Origin of the sequence: Nocardia iowensis (genome assembly GCF_019222765.1) — a bacterium.
Taxonomy (GTDB): domain Bacteria; phylum Actinomycetota; class Actinomycetes; order Mycobacteriales; family Mycobacteriaceae; genus Nocardia; species Nocardia iowensis.
In genome coordinates, this window is record NZ_CP078145.1 from 757679 (window position 1) to 772990 (window position 15312).

Below are 15312 nucleotides of genomic sequence, written 5' to 3' on the forward strand. Positions count from 1 at the left end.
CGGTGACTTGATCTGCCATGGCCCTCGCAGTGAAACCCCGCCTCGTGATCTGCGTCCTACTCGCCCGGCCGCGCGGCGGTTGTGAGCTCGGAAAACCGCTGCTGAGGGCCTGAAGGCCCGGTGTGTCGTGGCGTAGGACTCATTGTTGGCACCGGCCTCCGACGTAGTATTACTACGTCACGTCGTAGACGACTAGGAGGCCGGGTTGAACGCGCTCGACATCTCGCGGTGGCAGTTCGGCATCACGACGGTCTACCACTTCCTGCTGGTGCCGCTGACCATCGGCCTCGCGCCGCTGGTCGCCGCCATGCAGACGGCGTGGGTGATCACCGGGAAGGAGCATTGGCTCCGGCTGACCAAGTTCTTCGGCAAGCTGTTCCTGATCAACTTCGCGCTCGGCGTCGCCACCGGCATCGTGCAGGAGTTCCAGTTCGGGATGAACTGGAGCGAGTACTCCCGCTTCGTCGGTGATGTGTTCGGCGCGCCGCTCGCGCTGGAAGGCCTGGTGGCCTTCTTCATGGAATCGACCTTCCTCGGACTGTGGATCTTCGGCTGGTCCCGGCTGCCGAAACTGGCGCACCTCGCGGCGATCTGGATGGTGGCCATCGGCGTGAACGCCTCGGCGTACTTCATCGTCGCCGCGAACTCGTTCATGCAACATCCGGTCGGGGCGCGGTTCAACCCGGAGACCGGACGCGCCGAGCTCGAGAGCATCGTCGCGCTGCTCACCAACAACACGTTGTTGGCCGCCTTTCCGCACGTCGTCGCCGGATCTTTCTTGACGGCAGGCACTTTCGTGGCAGGCATCGCGGGCTGGTGGATGGTCCGCAACGCGCGCAGCGGCGACCAGGGCAAGCTCGCCGAGGCGCGCAGCATGTGGCGTCCCGCGGCCCGGGTGGGCATGTTGCTCAGTGTGGTGTCGATGGCGGCGCTGGTGTACACCGGCGACGTCCAGGGCAAGCTGATGTTCGAGCAGCAGCCGATGAAGATGGCTTCGGCGGAATCGTTGTGCCACACCGCGACCGACCCGGAGTTCTCCGTGCTGACCGTGGGCACGCACAACAACTGCGACAGCGTCACCCACGTCATCGACGTGCCCGGCGTGTTGCCGTGGCTGGCCAAGGGCCAATTCAGCGGAGTCACCCTGGATGGCGTCGTCGATCTGCAGAAGACGTACAACGAGCGGTACGGCGTCGGTGATTACCGGCCGAATCTCTTTGTCACCTACTGGTCGTTCCGGGCGATGATCGGCCTGTCGGCTGGATCGATGCTGCTGGCGCTCGCCGGGCTGTGGTTCACCCGGCGCGGCCGGGTGCCGGACCAGCGCTGGTTCTCCTGGCTGAGCCTGCTGGCCATTCCGACGCCGTTCCTGGCCAACAGCGCGGGCTGGGTGTTCACCGAAATGGGCAGGCAGCCTTGGATTGTCGCGCCGAACCCGACGGGAGATCTCGCGCTGCGGCTGACCGTGCAGGAGGGCGTCTCGAACCATTCGGCAGGCGTGGTGCTCTTTTCGCTGGTCGTCTTCACGCTGCTGTATGGCGCGCTCGCGGTCGTGTGGTTCTACCTGATGCGGCGCTACGTGATCCACGGACCGGATCCGGCCAAGCCCGCCGCCGTCGATGTCGAGCAGGACGATACCGGTGGTCCGGGTCGGCATCGCGCCGAAGAGCCTGCCGTCGAACAACTTTCGTTCGCCTACTAGGAGCCGACGATGAGTTTGCAAGAGTTCTGGTTCGTGCTTATCGGGGTGCTGTTCACCGGTTACTTCGTGCTGGAGGGCTTCGACTTCGGGGTCGGCATGCTGATGCCGATCCTCGGCAAGGGCTCGGACACCCGAAGGCGGGTGGTGCTCAACACGATCGGCCCGGTGTGGGACGGCAACGAGGTGTGGGTGATCACCGCGGGTGGCGCCATGTTCGCGGCCTTCCCCGAGTGGTACGCTAGCATGTTCTCCGGTTTCTACCTGGCTCTGCTGTTGCTGCTCGTCGCGCTGATCCTGCGCATCTGTGCCATCGAATATCGCGGCAAGATCAACGACCCGCGCTGGCGGGCCCGGTGCGACCTCGGCATCGGCATCGGTTCCTGGATACCGGCACTCGCCTGGGGCTGGGTCTTCGCCAATATCGTGCGCGGGGTACCGCTGAACGAGAAGAAGCAGTTCGCCGGGTCGGTGTGGGATCTGCTCGGCCCGTACGCCTTGCTCGGCGGGCTGACCACTGGACTGTTGTTCGCCCTGCACGGGGCGATCTTCCTGGGGCTGAAGACCGGTGGTGAGGTGCGTGACGACGCGCAGCGCACCGCCAAGCTGCTGCTCGCGCCGACCGCCGTCGTGGTCGGTGTGTTCGGCTTCTGGACCCAGTTGGCCTACGGCACCGGGTGGACGTGGATTCCGTTGGGGCTCGCGGTGTTCGGCCTCGTCGCCGCTGCCGTCGCGGTGTTCGCCGACCGCGACGGGTGGGCCTTCACCGGCACCACCCTCGCCGTGGCCGCGGCGACCGCATTGCTGTTCGGGTCGCTGTTCCCGAACGTGCTGCCGTCCACCATCGATGCCGCGTTCGACCTGACCATTCACAACGCCTCGTCCACGCCGTACACGCTGAAGGTGATGAGCTGGGCGGCGGTGCTCGTCACCCCGGTCGTGCTGGTCTACCAGGGCTGGACGTACTGGGTGTTCCGCAAGCGGATCACGGTCGAACAGATTCCGGCCCCGGTGGGGTTGCCACTTGGCCCCGTGCAGGACTGAGGCATGGCCCGCCCGCCCGTCGACCCGCGCCTGTGGCGGTACGCCCACTCGGCCCGCCGCTACCTGGCGCTGAGTGTCGCACTGTCGCTGGTGATCACCGGCTCGATCGTGGTCGCGGCGGTCATGCTGGCCCGGGTGCTGGCCGGGGTCGTCACCGATCCCGGCCGGCGCACGCTCGGTGCGTGGACGACGGAACTGCTGGTGCTCGCGCTCGCCATCGGCTGCCGGGTGCTCGCCACCTGGCTGCAATCGCGGCTCGCGCACCGGGCGGGCGCGGGCGTGGTGGCGGAGCTCGAAACCGCCGTGCTCACCGCGGGCGCCCGGCTGACGCCACGCGAACTCGAAACCCGCAGAACCGAACTCGCGGTCGTGGTCGGCACCGGCCTGTCCGGACTGCGCGGCTACCTCGTCGGCTATGTTCCGGCCCTGCTGCTCGCCCTGCTGGTGCCGCCGATCGTGCTCGCGGTCATCGCGATGCACGATCCGATTTCCGGGCTCATCGTGGTTGTCACGTTGCCGCTGATTCCGATCTTCATGATCCTGATCGGCCTGCTGACCCAGGGGCGTGCCGAGGCCACGCTCGCTGCCACCACCCGGCTTTCGGATCAGTTGCTCGACCTGTTCGCGGGGATGCCGACACTGCGAGCCCTCGGCCGCGAGACGGGTGCGGCGGAATCTGGGCGCGAGGGTACGGACTCGGGGACCGGAAGCGGTACTGCCACGGCAAGTTCCGCGACGGGCGTGGCGAATTCGGCGGACGCGCGGCCGGGCACGATGGCACCACGCGTGCGCGAGCTCGGCGACGCGCTGCGGCAGCGGACCATGCGGGCGCTGCGGATCGCGTTCCTGTCCTCGATGGTGCTGGAAATGCTCGCGACGTTGAGCGTGGCGCTGATCGCGGTGTCCATCGGACTGCGGTTGGTGTTCGGCGAGATGGGCCTGTACGCGGGCCTGGTTGCCCTGGTGCTGGCCCCCGAGGTGTATCTGCCGCTGCGGATGGTGGGGGAGCGATTCCACGCCGCACAGGACGGAATGGCGGCCGCCGACAAGGCCTTTGCCGTCCTCGAGTCCGCACCGGGAACAACAGTGTCCGGTGGCACAGCGGCACCGCGATTCGCGGGGGTCGTCGAACTGCGCGACCTGTCCGTCCGAGCGCGCAACGGCTTTGCGCCCGAGGCATTGACGGCACAGTTGCGGCCCGGTGCTGTCACGGTGCTTTCCGGTCCGAACGGCAGCGGGAAATCGACGGCGGTGCAAGCCATTCTGGGTTTGCTCGAGCCGGATCGTGGATCGGTGACCGTCGACGGCATCGATGTGCGCGAAGTGGATCAGGACGAATGGTGGAGCCGCGTGGCATGGCTGCCGCAGCGCCCCGTCCTGGTGCCGGGCACGCTGCGCGAAAACCTCGAACTGTTCGGCGCGAAGGCCGAGTATCCGGCCGCGCACGGACCGGCCCGCGTGGTCGATGATCTCGAAGCCGCCTGTGTCGCCACCGGATTCGATACGGTGCTGGCCGAGCTGCCCGATGGCTGGGACACCGTGGTCGGTCCTGGCGGCGTCGGCCTCTCGCTCGGTCAGCGCCAACGGCTCGCGCTGACCAGGGTGCTCGCCGCGGACCGTCCGGTCCTGCTGCTCGACGAGCCGACCGCCCATCTCGACTCCGAGAGTGAAGCCGCCGTGCTCACCGCCCTGAAGCAGCGTGCCCGTGACGGCGCGACGGTGATCGTGATCGGCCACCGCCCAACGGTTCTCGCCGCAGGCGATCATATTGTTCCCGTGCACGCCACAGCAGACGATCTGACCGAGGTGGGGATCTGATGGCCACGACAGCGGGCAACACGACCCTGCTCGGCGATCTGCGCCGGATGTGGGCATTGCTCGCGCTGTCCAGGTGGCGGGTCGTCGTGGCGGTGGCGTGGGGCGTGCTTGCCCTCGGCAGCGGACTGGGGCTGGCGGCGCTGGCCGCGTGGCTGATCGCCCGTGCCTGGCAGATGCCGCCGGTGCTGGACCTGAGTATCGCGGTGGTGACGGTGCGGGCGCTGGGGATCTCGCGTGGCCTGTGCCGGTATCTGGAGCGGCTCGCCACCCACGACGTCGCGCTGCGGGCGATGGCGACGGCGCGCACCACGGTCTATCGGACGCTGGCCCGCTCGGACCTCTGGCTGCGTCGGCCCACCGGTGAGCGGCGGTCGCCCGCTTCCGCAGCGGAGGGTGGCGGTGCTCCCGCGCCGCTGCGGCGCGGCGACCTGCTCGTCCGAATCGGTAGTGACATCGACGATCTCGGTGCCGTCGTGGTGCGGGTGTTCGTCCCCGTCGCGGTCGCCGTCATATTGTCCGCGGTTGCGATCGGCCTGCTCGGCACGATTTCGGTGGCCGCGGCCGCGATCCTGGCCGGGGCACTGGCACTGTCCGGTGTCGTGGCCCCCTGGTTGTCCGCGAAGGCCGCGCGGGAGGCCGAACGGGCGGTGCGCGCGGACCGTGCCGAGTTCACTGCGCAGGCACTCACGGTGCTCGACCACGCGGCGGAACTACGCGTCGCCGGTCGGCTCGGCGCGGCGCTCGGCGCGGCCACCAAGGCGGCACAACGTGCGGTCGCGGCGGAAGACGCGGCAGCGGCACGCAGTGCCTGGTCGGCCGCGGCGACGCCGCTCTCGATCGGCGCGAGCGTGCTGGGGGCCTTGCTCATCGGGATCACCCTGTACGGCCCGTCCGGTGGCGCACCTGGGGCCATGACACCCATGGCGCTCGCCGTGCTGGTTCTGCTCCCGCTGTCGGCGTTCGAAGCCGTCGGCCCGCTGCCCGCGGCGGCTCAGTCGCTGACCACCGCCCGCGCCGCGTTGCATCGGCTGACACAGCTCGACGGTGCGGCCCGGGACCGCGCCGCGACCGAAGGTGTCGAACCAGGGGATGCGGTACGTCCCCATCTCGGCGCACGTACGGACGCTGGAGCATTGGAAAGCGCATTGGCGCAACAACTTCCAGAGCTACCCCCGGGCCGCCGAATCGCGGTGGTCGGCCCGAGCGGTGCCGGAAAAACCACCCTGCTCATGGTCTGGGCCGGGCTCTTCGATACCCCGCGCCCTGGCGTCACGTTCTTCGCCGAGGACGCCCACCTGTTCAGCACCTCCGTGCTGGAGAACCTCCGGGTGGCCCGCGGTGACCTCACTGCGGAGGAGGCCGAAAAGGCTTTGCGCACAGTCGGACTCGGCGATTGGCTGGACACCCTCGCGCACGGAGTGCACACCGACCTGATCGGTGGCGCGGCCGCCGTCTCGGGCGGCCAGCGCCGCCGCATTCTGCTCGCCCGCGCACTCGTGTCACCGGCTCGGGTGCTGCTGCTCGACGAACCGACCGAGCATCTCGAGGCCGAGGCGGGTGCACAGCTGTTGCGCGACCTGCTCGACGCCGACAGCGGACTGGTCGAACCCGATCGAACTGTGGTGGTCGTCACACATCAGCTGCCGCCGGACAACCGCGCCGACGTAATCGTCCGGGTCGACGCATCGGCGCAGGTGACGACCGATTTCGTGGCTCGGGCGATACCCACTTCCGCCCACCGCGAAATTCCGTTGCCGACCCGCTGACTCCTCGCTAGATTCGTCAGTACACAAGGAAGGAGGTGGTTCGACGAATGTATGTTCATAGGACTTGTGAGGTGGCTGTCCGCTAGCGCCACCGCTGCAACGGTTTCCGTTCGCGCGAGCGCTGAGCGAATACCAGGCAGCCACCCGGCCCCCGAGCCCCCGGTCTAGTCCGACCGGGACCGTGCGATTAACCCCGCACCGGTTACAGCTCGGGGGTCGTCCCTTTTTGTAGGCGTGTTTGTAATTCTTGCGCTGCAACATATTTCGCCGGGCGGCGATTAAGCTCGGTGGCGTGGATGGGGACTCGCAGCGGAGCCGTACGGCGGAAGGCGCGGCCGCATTGCGCGCCGCGGGTGCGCGCGAGCGAGATCCAGCGCTACGAAACCCGGACAATCTCGCCGAGCACCTGATCGGTCTGCGATACCGCCTCGGCACCCGTATACCGCCGATGCGGGCAGTGCTGCTGTGGCAGATCGAACGCCGCATGCCGGGGCTGTACTCCTATGTCACGGCACGCACCAAACACCTAGATGAGCTGCTGCTCACCGAAACCCGAAGCGGCGCAAAACAAGTGGTGATCCTCGGGGCCGGAGCGGACAGCAGGGCATACCGACTGTCCGATGCACTCGGTGACGCTCAGGTCTTCGAAGTGGATCATCCCGCGACCGGCGCCTGGAAGCGGGAACGGTTGCGCAACCTGCCCGACGCGCACTGGGATCGCGTCGGTTTCGTCGCGGTCGACTTCGGCACCGGCACCCTCGACGACGCATTGGCTGATGGCGGAGTGGACCGCGCTGTTCCCACGGTCTTCCTCTGGGAGGGCGTCACCCCTTACCTGACATCGGCGGAGGTCGACGCGACCCTGTCCGCGATCGCCCGCTTCGCCACAGGCTCCAGTGTGGTCTTCGATTACTGGTACCGGGACGTCTTCGACCGACCGTGCCCATATCCCGAGGGGGAGAAATTCTTTCGCGGACTGGCCGCACGCGGCGAACCAGCGCGATCCGGCCTCGACCCGGCAACCCTGGCCGACCATCTGGCCGAACGTGGCCTACGGCTCATCGACAACGCCGGACCGCGGGAGCTTGCCCGTCATCTGCCCGGAGCTCGTCGCCCGATCATGAGCTTCTCCGCGATCGCACACGCCAGGGTGCCGTAAACCGCGACCTAACCGATGTAGCGCTGCAGTCGAGCCGACAGCCGCGGCTCCAACGGCCCGTCGGCGACGACACGTTCCTCGACATAGGCGAGGTCGCCACCTTCGACAATGCCGTACAGCCGCTTCGCGCCGCCGACGACGATGCCGGACTGGCTGCGGATCACCACGTCGGTGGCGAGTTCCCAGGAGGACTGGGTGAGCGCCTGGCCGTAGAAGAGTTCGACGATGCCGGTGCTGTGCGTGAGCAGCAGTTCGATGACCTCGTCGTTGCCGTCGATGCCCACCCGCCAGAAGCCGCTCTCGCGCAGGTCGGGGCCGCCGTAATTGCCCTCGGCGTCGAGCACCCAGGACCGGGACTCCCAGGACAGGTAGTCGCCGCCGTCGTGCGCCACGATGACCTGCTGGCCGAACCGGTAGTCACCGCGCTCGGGGTCATTGCCCTCGCCCTCGCCGCGCCACACACCGACCATCGGCAGCAGCGCCAGCATGGAGGAGCTCAGATCCGGCCCGAGCCGCAGGTTGGCGGTGTCCTCGGGCAGCGGCAGATCGGGTAGCACCGGAATGTTGCGGGCACCGGTCGCCTTCGCCCGCTCGACGGCCTCGGACACGGCTTGATCGCCGCTCCGGCGACCAGCCGAATCGGCCGGAGCGTTGCCGTTCATGTGTTCACTCGCTCGCTCGGCTGGATCGGAACCCTCGCTCGCGAGCTCGCTCATGACTCGGTGAACAGCCGGTAGAAGACGTAAAGGCCGAACCAGCCGATGAGGATGGCAACGGCCACCAGCAGAATCTCGAAGAAGACGACCACATTCGGAGTCTAACGACATCCGGCCCTTCGTACGCAAACGACCCCGGTGCTTCCCCCCACACTGGGGAAACCCGGGGCCGTTAGCTGCGTACGGTCGTCTTACTTGGCGACGGCGACGTCCACGGGATGGATGCCCGCGCCGTCGGGACGAACCTCCGCGGAACCGTTTCCGGCCGAGGAGAGCGCCCGCACGGTCCACGAGCCCGGCGCCGCGAAGAAGCGGAAGTCGCCGGTGCCCGAGGCGACGACCTCGGCGGTGAAGTCACCGTTGCCGTCGAGCAGGCGCACGAACGCGCCGCCGACCGGCTGGCCGTCGGTGCTCAGGACGCGGCCGGTGATGACCGTCTCCTTCTCCACATCGACGCCCGCGGGGATGGCCTGGCCTTGGGTAGGTGCTGCACACATGTTGATTACGCTCCCAACTCGATCGGTGCACCGACGAGGGAGCCGTATTCGGTCCAGCTCCCGTCGTAGTTCTTGACATTGCTGTGGCCGAGCAGTTCCTGCAGCACGAACCAGGTGTGCGAGGAACGCTCGCCGATCCGGCAGTAGGCGATGGTGTCCTTCTCGCCGTCCAGGCCGGCTTCCTTGTAGAGCTCGGCGAGTTCGGCGTCGGACTTGAAGGTGCCGTCCTCGTTCGCGGCCTTGCTCCACGGCACGTTGATGGCGCCGGGGATGTGGCCGGGACGCTGGCTCTGTTCCTGCGGCAGGTGCGCGGGGGCCAGGATCTTGCCGGAGAACTCGTCGGGCGAGCGGACGTCGACCAGGTTCTTGCTGCCGATGGCGGCGATGACCTCGTCGCGGAAGGCACGGATCGACACATCGGGAGCCGCGGCCTTGTACTGGGTGGCCGGGCGGTTCACGCCCTCGGTGGAGAGCGGGCGGCCGTCGAGCTCCCACTTCTTGCGGCCACCGTCGAGCAGCTTGACGTTGTTGTGGCCGTACAGCTTGAAGTACCAGTAGGCGTACGCGGCGAACCAGTTGTTGTTGCCGCCGTACAGGATTACCTCGTCGTCGTTGGCGATGCCGCGCGCCGAGAGCAGATCGGAGAACTGCTCCTGATTCACGAAGTCACGACGAACCGGATCCTGCAGGTCCTTCTTCCAGTCGAGCCGAACGGCGCCCTCGATGTGGCCACCGTCGTAGGCGGAGGTGTCCTCGTCTACCTCGACGAAGACGACGCCGGGGGCGTTGAGGTTCTCTTCGGCCCAGTCCACGGAGACCAGGACATCGGAGCGAGCCATGTTGTTCCTTTCAGAGATGACTTGCGGATCAGTTCGGTGCCGGGGACCCGGCGGTGTGATCGTCAGGCCCGGCGGCGGTAGCTTGCGTAACCACGGAGGGCCCGTGAACACCGCCAGTGGAGGCAGTAGTCCGGCGGAAACGGGCTACCAGGGGATAGATCTGGCAACCCAGGCAGATCCCGAACGCCGCGTTCAAGAACGCGGCGAACAGGGCAAAGCCGGCGAACACCACGCCGACAACTGTGGAGCCGAGCGCGAAGCCCAGCAGACTGACCGCCGCGAAGACCAGGCCGAGCAGCTGCGCGAACTTCAGCGGCGGCACGGGTTCGGTCTCGGTGGTCGGTGCCACGCGCGGCGCGACGAACTTCGCGTACAGGCGGCCGTACGGATGCTTGCGCGGTCCGTAGGCGGCGCCGATCGCGAAGACGACGGCTTGAATGGCGATGAGCACCGCGGCGGCGATGGGGGAGAAGATGGCGGCGATCAGCACCAGGACCAGGACGGCGGTGGTCACCCACGCGGCGAAGCGCGGGCCGCGAACGTCGACCTGTCCGTTGGGAATTGGCTGATTATGCGAAGTATTACCGATTTCGGTGGGCATTGTGCGTACTCCTGCGCTGGATGCGTCTGTTGGCTGGAAAATTGCCAGTTCGCCGGGGGATCAACGAGATCACTCGCGCGGCGGACAGAGGTCGGCGTCAGGAAATCTGAAGGAGCCGACCGCTCAGCGGCACAGGCAGCAACAACCACCGAGGCGGCACAGGTCAACTGTGCGGCGTCGGGTGAGCATCAGCTCGTGGTTGGAAAGCACGAACGCAGTTTACCTAATCGGGCGGGAGAATTGGACCCCGGGTTGATCACAGGTGTCCGGGGAACTTGTCAAGGCGCCTAAGCAGGCGCAGCCGGACGCAGTCCGTCGTCAGACCGCGCATGGCCGGAGCGAATGCGGAGGTACGCAGAACAGGCGCAGCCGGACGTCAGTCCGTCATCAGCCCGCGCATGGCCGGAGCGAATGCGGAGGTACGCCTAGGCGGCTATGGTCAGCGGCTCTAGCGCGGAGCGCAGATCGGTCACCTTCGGCACGCCGGAGATCCGAAAGCGTTCGCGGCCTTCACTATCGAAGACGAACGTGGTCGGCAGCGAGAGCACGTTCAGTTCCTTGGCGAGCACGGGCTCGGCATCGATGTCGACTTCGATGTCCAGCGGCGGCTGCGCCGATTCGGCCAGCTGCCCGGTGACATCGGCGACGACGCGGCGCACCGCGGCACACGGCCCGCACCAGTCGGCGGAGAAATGCAGCACGGCGGGGCCGGTTCCGGTCACGCCGACGGAGGCGAGCAAACCGGCACGCGCCGAGTGGGTTTCGATCACGTCCGCGGCGCGGACCTTGCCCTCGCGGCGGCGCAGCACGACGCCCACCGCCACGGCGGCCAGCAACACCACTGCCAGAATTGTGATTTCGATCATGGTCGCTGCAATCGGTCGAGGTCGATCGTCACGTTCACACCCTTGCCCTCCACCACGATCCACCCGCCGTCCGTGCGGACCTTGGTGGGATGGACACCGAACGGCAATTCCTTGATGTCGATAGTACGGGTGAACCGCGCGAGCACCGCCGGGTGCTCGGTCGCCGGGATCGCCGCGGCCGGAATCGTCTTCTCGTTCCCGGTCTTGGGGCAGAAGCCGGTCGCGACGACGTTCAGCCGGTCGCCGTCGAGCAGCAGATCGGCCTGCACGGCGACCTTTCCGCCGCCGTACTGGGTGCCGGAGAACTCCGGCAGCTTGCCGAACAGGCACAGCGGCTCGTCGTCCGCCGCGGTCAACCCCGAGCCACCCGAGCCGCCGGTGCCATCGGATTTGTCCGCCACCCTGCCCTGCACCTGCAGGTCGGGGATGTTGAACAACCTGCCGAGCTCGGTCGGCCCGATCCGCAGCGAGCTCTCCACCCGCTCCACCGGCACGTTGCGCAGGCTGCCGTCGACCAGGTCGCTCAGCGGCAGCCGCACGCCGGTCAGCAGCGCTTCGAGCTCGTATTCGCCCGGCGTATGCGGTTGGTTTCCGCTTGCCCTGATCAGCACGCTGTCGTAGCGACCGTCGATGCCCTGGCCGAGGAATTGAATCCCGCCGATGGCCACCGCGGGATCGGCGGGCAGATCGGCGCCCTCGCGTAGCGCGCGCGACACCCGGTATTCCGAGTAGGCCGCGACGCTGAAATCAATGACTACTGCGAGTCCCGCGAGAATCAGCAGCCCGATGATGAGCTTGCGCATTCGTGAACCTTATCGGCCCTACGGCTGACGGTGTATTTCTGGTATCAGACATATCACTCGACGTGACTCGACCACCCGGATGGCGAGGTCATCGGGGTTCACGCGCTAATCTTGCATCCGAATTACCTGTGATCAGCGACGTGGCCCCCGGCAGTGCGGCTGTTGTCCTCGGAGCTACGAGATGGGAGGAGAGCTTGTGGAGCTGCTCCTGCTGACCTCCGACCCCAATCCCGAGGCGGTGTTGCCTTCGCTGGCGCTGCTGGCGCACAACGTGCGTCCGGTGCCGACCGAGGTCTCTTCGCTGCTCGAGGCGGGTACCGCGGATGTCGCCCTGGTCGACGCGCGCACCGACCTCGCCGCCGCCCGTGGTCTGTGCCGCCTGCTCGGCAGCACCGGATCGTCGGTGCCGGTGGTCGCCGTGCTCACCGAAGGCGGTCTGGTCGCGGTCAACGCGGACTGGGGACTCGACGACATCCTGCTGCCCGGCACCGGTCCCGCCGAGCTGGACGCCAGGCTGCGGCTGCTCGTCGGCCGCAACGGCGGCGTGGCCAGCCCGGAGAACTCCGGCAAGATCACCCTCGGCGAGTTGGTGATCGACGAGGGCACCTACACGGCGCGGCTGCGCGGGCGTCCGCTCGATCTCACCTACAAGGAATTCGAGCTGCTCAAGTACCTCGCTCAGCATGCGGGCCGGGTGTTCACCAGGGCTCAGCTGCTGCAAGAGGTGTGGGGCTACGACTTCTTCGGCGGCACCCGCACCGTCGACGTGCACGTCCGGCGGCTGCGCGCCAAGCTCGGCAGCGAATACGAATCGCTCATCGGCACCGTGCGCAATGTCGGTTATAAGGCCGTGCGGCCGTCCAGGTCCGCGACCAAGGGTGAGGCGGTCCCGTTTCCGGAGGACGAGACGGAGGGTACGGACGACTCGCCGCTCGCTCCGGTCAACGGCTCCGTGCAGTGACCTCGGCGGGCCTGTCGCCCAATCCGAAATACCGGTGCGTCATTTTGTGTTCGCGCCGTGTTCAAGACGTCGGGCACGGTGTTCGGAACGTCCGCGGCGGTCATCGAAGCGCGCGGGCGAACCCCGCGCCGCCGCGAAATGCCGGACTACCCGATGACGTTGTCCGGGTAGGAATCCCACCCGGGATTCCGCGTAGTGCGAGGAATGGAGCCCGATGACCGGCGCGGCAACACAGTGGACCGGGCGGCTGGATTCGGACGCGGCGGCCGCCGTTCGGCAACTGCTCGAACGCGCGACCGCCGCCGACGGCGTCGCCCCCGTCTCCGAACAGGCGGTCCTGTCGCTGAGCGCGAGCGATGACCCGACCGTTCGGCACCTGCTCACGGTGCGCGACGATGTGATCACCGGCTACGCGAATCTCGTTCCGGCACATGGCGAACACCCGGCGATGGCCGAGGTCGCGGTCGATCCGGCCGCGCGCGGGCACGGCATCGGCACCGGCTTGGTCGCCGCCGCGCTCGCCGAGGGCGGGCCGGGCACCCGGGTCTGGGCGCACGGCGACCTGCCCGCCGCCAAGGCCGTTTCGGCCCGGCTCGGCCTGTTCACCGCCCGTGAGCTCTGGCAGATGCGCCGGGCACTAGCAACGCCCGAGCTACCTGAGTTGGGTGCCCGCGGCCGGGTGACCGTTCGCACCTACGCGGGCCCCGCCGACGACGCCGAGTTGCTGCGCGTGAACAATGCCGCCTTCGCCTGGCATCCGGAGCAGGGCGGGTGGACCGAACGCGACATCGAGGTACGCCGCGAAGAGCCGTGGTTCGACCCTGCGGGCCTGTTCCTCGCGACCGACACCACCGATCCCGGCCGGGTCCTCGGATTCCATTGGACCAAGGTGCATTACGAGGAGAATCCGGCCGTCGGCGAGGTGTACGTGGTCGGCATCGATCCGGCCGCGCAGGGCCGCGGTCTCGGCCGTTTGCTGACCCTGGTCGGCCTGCACTATTTACGCGATCGCGGGCTCGCCGAAGTGTTGCTCTACACCGAGGCCGACAACACCGCGGCCGTGCACACCTACACCCGGTTGGGGTTCGCTCCGGCACACGTCGACGTGGCCTATTCCGCGTCCTCAGCTGAATAGCAGGGGCCGCGCCGGGGGTGTGCGAGTAAAACTGCGGCTAATGTCACACATAACGCCCCAATCGCGCTTGGCTGTTCACTCGCCGTTCACTCAGGTCGGTCCAACTGTCAACCACGTGACTTTACGTTGAGTGGTGGGCAGCCCACGGCTGCCTGGTGCGCAAGTTCCCCGCGAACAGCACCACATCACCCGTCCGGGCCGGTGAGGGACCGGACGAGTAGGACGCCTTTGTCGGAGGAATAGTGAATCTGAAGCGCAGCAGCGCCCTCGTGGGTGTGCTGGCCGTTGGTGCCATGACGCTCGTGGGTTGTGGCAGTGACGACAACACGTCCAGCAGCGATGGCAACACCGCCAAGTCGGACATCGACTGTGGTGGCAAGAAGGCGCTCAAGTCCAGCGGCTCGTCGGCGCAGAAGAACGCGATGGACCGCTTCGTCGCCGCGTACGAGACCAACTGCGACGGCTACACGCTGAACTACACGTCGAGCGGTTCGGGCGCGGGCGTCAACGAGTTCATCGGCGGCCAGACCGATTTCGGTGGCTCCGACTCCCCGCTCAGCACCAAGAAGGAAGAGCCGGCCAAGGCACAGGAGCGCTGCGGCGCCCCGGCCTGGAACCTGCCGACCGTGTTCGGCCCGATCGCCATCACCTACAACATCGACGGCGTCACCGACCTCGTGCTCGACGGCCCGACCGCCGCCAAGGTGTTCAACGGCGCCGTCACCACCTGGGACGCCCCGGAGATCAAGGCGCTCAACCCGAACGCCAAGCTCCCCTCCGACAAGATCGCGGTGATCTTCCGCAGCGACGAGTCGGGCACCACCGACAACTTCCAGCTCTACCTGGACGCGGCGTCCGACGGCGCCTGGGGCAAGGGCGCGGGCAAGGCGTTCACCGGCGGTGTCGGTGAGGGCGCGAAGGGCAACGAAGGCTCCTCGGCCGCGGTGAAGAACACCAAGAACTCGATCACCTACAACGAGTGGTCGTTCGCGAAGGCGCAGAACCTGTCCATCGCGCAGATCATCACCTCGGCCTCCAAGACCCCGGTGAAGTTGGACACCGCGTCCGCGGGCAAGGCCATCGACAGCGCGAAGATCAAGGGCGAGGGCAACGACCTGGTGCTGGACACCAGCTCGTTCTACAAGCCGACCGAGGCGGGCGCCTACCCGATCATCCTGCCGACCTACGAGATCGTGTGCTCGAAGTACCAGGACGCCGACACCGCCAAGGCGGTCAAGGCATTCCTGACCTCGGCGGTCAGCAACGGCCAGAAGGGCTTGGACGAGGCAGGCTACGTGCCGATCCCGGACAAGTTCAAGACCCGCCTGACCACCGCGATCAACGCCATCTCCTGATCGCACCGCCATGACCGTGCACCCTGAGGTGACCGCCGCCGGCTCGTCGGATT

At 67.5% G+C, this 15312-nt stretch carries 13 protein-coding genes and 1 pseudogene; 8 read left to right on the top strand and 6 right to left on the bottom strand.

All coding sequences use genetic code 11. The annotated features are described in order from the left end of the window. Positions 1-205: 205 nt before the first annotated feature. From KV110_RS03610 to KV110_RS03630, 5 genes are all read left to right on the top strand, one after another. A complete protein-coding gene (locus KV110_RS03610) occupies positions 206-1702 on the top strand; it encodes a cytochrome ubiquinol oxidase subunit I (protein WP_218473437.1) in 1497 nt (498 codons plus the stop codon). A gap of 9 nt (positions 1703-1711) precedes the next feature. Beyond that, the gene (gene cydB, locus KV110_RS03615) at positions 1712-2743 is read left to right on the top strand and encodes a cytochrome d ubiquinol oxidase subunit II (RefSeq protein WP_218473439.1); all 1032 of its coding nucleotides are present in this window, start codon (positions 1712-1714) and stop codon (positions 2741-2743) included. A gap of 3 nt (positions 2744-2746) precedes the next feature. Then, the gene (locus KV110_RS03620; RefSeq protein ID WP_218473441.1) at positions 2747-4561 is read left to right on the top strand and encodes an ABC transporter ATP-binding protein/permease; all 1815 of its coding nucleotides are present in this window, start codon (positions 2747-2749) and stop codon (positions 4559-4561) included. Next, positions 4561-6327, top strand: a complete 1767-nt coding sequence (gene cydC / locus KV110_RS03625; protein ID WP_246634332.1) for a thiol reductant ABC exporter subunit CydC — start codon at positions 4561-4563, stop codon at positions 6325-6327. Before KV110_RS03620 ends, cydC begins: the two co-directional genes overlap by 1 nt. A gap of 292 nt (positions 6328-6619) precedes the next feature. Beyond that, positions 6620-7486 carry a class I SAM-dependent methyltransferase gene (locus KV110_RS03630; protein WP_218473442.1) on the top strand — a complete coding sequence of 289 codons (867 nt, stop codon included), beginning with the start codon at positions 6620-6622 and terminating at the stop codon, positions 7484-7486. Positions 7487-7494: 8 nt separating this feature from the next. Here the strand turns inward: KV110_RS03630 and KV110_RS03635 are convergent, their stop codons facing one another. The 6 genes and pseudogenes from KV110_RS03635 to KV110_RS03660 form a co-directional block, all read right to left on the bottom strand. Next, positions 7495-8202: a heme-binding beta-barrel domain-containing protein gene (locus KV110_RS03635; protein WP_218473444.1), complete on the bottom strand. Its 708-nt coding sequence runs from the start codon at positions 8200-8202 to the stop codon at positions 7495-7497. A gap of 191 nt (positions 8203-8393) precedes the next feature. Next, positions 8394-8699, bottom strand: a complete 306-nt coding sequence (locus KV110_RS03640) for a DUF1416 domain-containing protein (RefSeq protein WP_218473446.1) — start codon at positions 8697-8699, stop codon at positions 8394-8396. Positions 8700-8704: 5 nt separating this feature from the next. Next, positions 8705-9538: a sulfurtransferase gene (locus KV110_RS03645; RefSeq protein WP_218473447.1), complete on the bottom strand. Its 834-nt coding sequence runs from the start codon at positions 9536-9538 to the stop codon at positions 8705-8707. 115 nt (positions 9539-9653) lie between these two features. Beyond that, a pseudogene (locus tag KV110_RS03650) lies at positions 9654-10139 on the bottom strand (DUF4395 domain-containing protein); the annotation flags it as partial. A 425-nt stretch (positions 10140-10564) separates the two neighbouring features. Next, positions 10565-11005, bottom strand: a complete 441-nt coding sequence (locus tag KV110_RS03655; protein WP_218473449.1) for a thioredoxin family protein — start codon at positions 11003-11005, stop codon at positions 10565-10567. Further along, entirely contained in the window at positions 11002-11808 is an 807-nt protein-coding gene (locus tag KV110_RS03660) for an LmeA family phospholipid-binding protein (RefSeq protein WP_218473451.1), read from the bottom strand. Before KV110_RS03660 ends, KV110_RS03655 begins: the two co-directional genes overlap by 4 nt. Before the next feature lie 196 nt (positions 11809-12004). Between KV110_RS03660 and KV110_RS03665 the strand changes: the two genes are divergently transcribed. The 3 genes from KV110_RS03665 (at position 12005) to pstS (ending at position 15259) form a co-directional block, all read left to right on the top strand. Beyond that, on the top strand, positions 12005-12769 hold the full coding sequence (locus tag KV110_RS03665; RefSeq protein ID WP_218473453.1) for a winged helix-turn-helix transcriptional regulator: 765 nt from the start codon (positions 12005-12007) through the stop codon (positions 12767-12769). 214 nt (positions 12770-12983) lie between these two features. Further along, complete coding sequence (mshD, locus tag KV110_RS03670) at positions 12984-13904, top strand: mycothiol synthase (protein ID WP_218473454.1); 921 nt, start codon at positions 12984-12986, stop codon at positions 13902-13904. A 242-nt stretch (positions 13905-14146) separates the two neighbouring features. Then, positions 14147-15259: a phosphate ABC transporter substrate-binding protein PstS gene (pstS, locus tag KV110_RS03675; protein WP_218473456.1), complete on the top strand. Its 1113-nt coding sequence runs from the start codon at positions 14147-14149 to the stop codon at positions 15257-15259. Positions 15260-15312 lie beyond the last annotated feature (53 nt).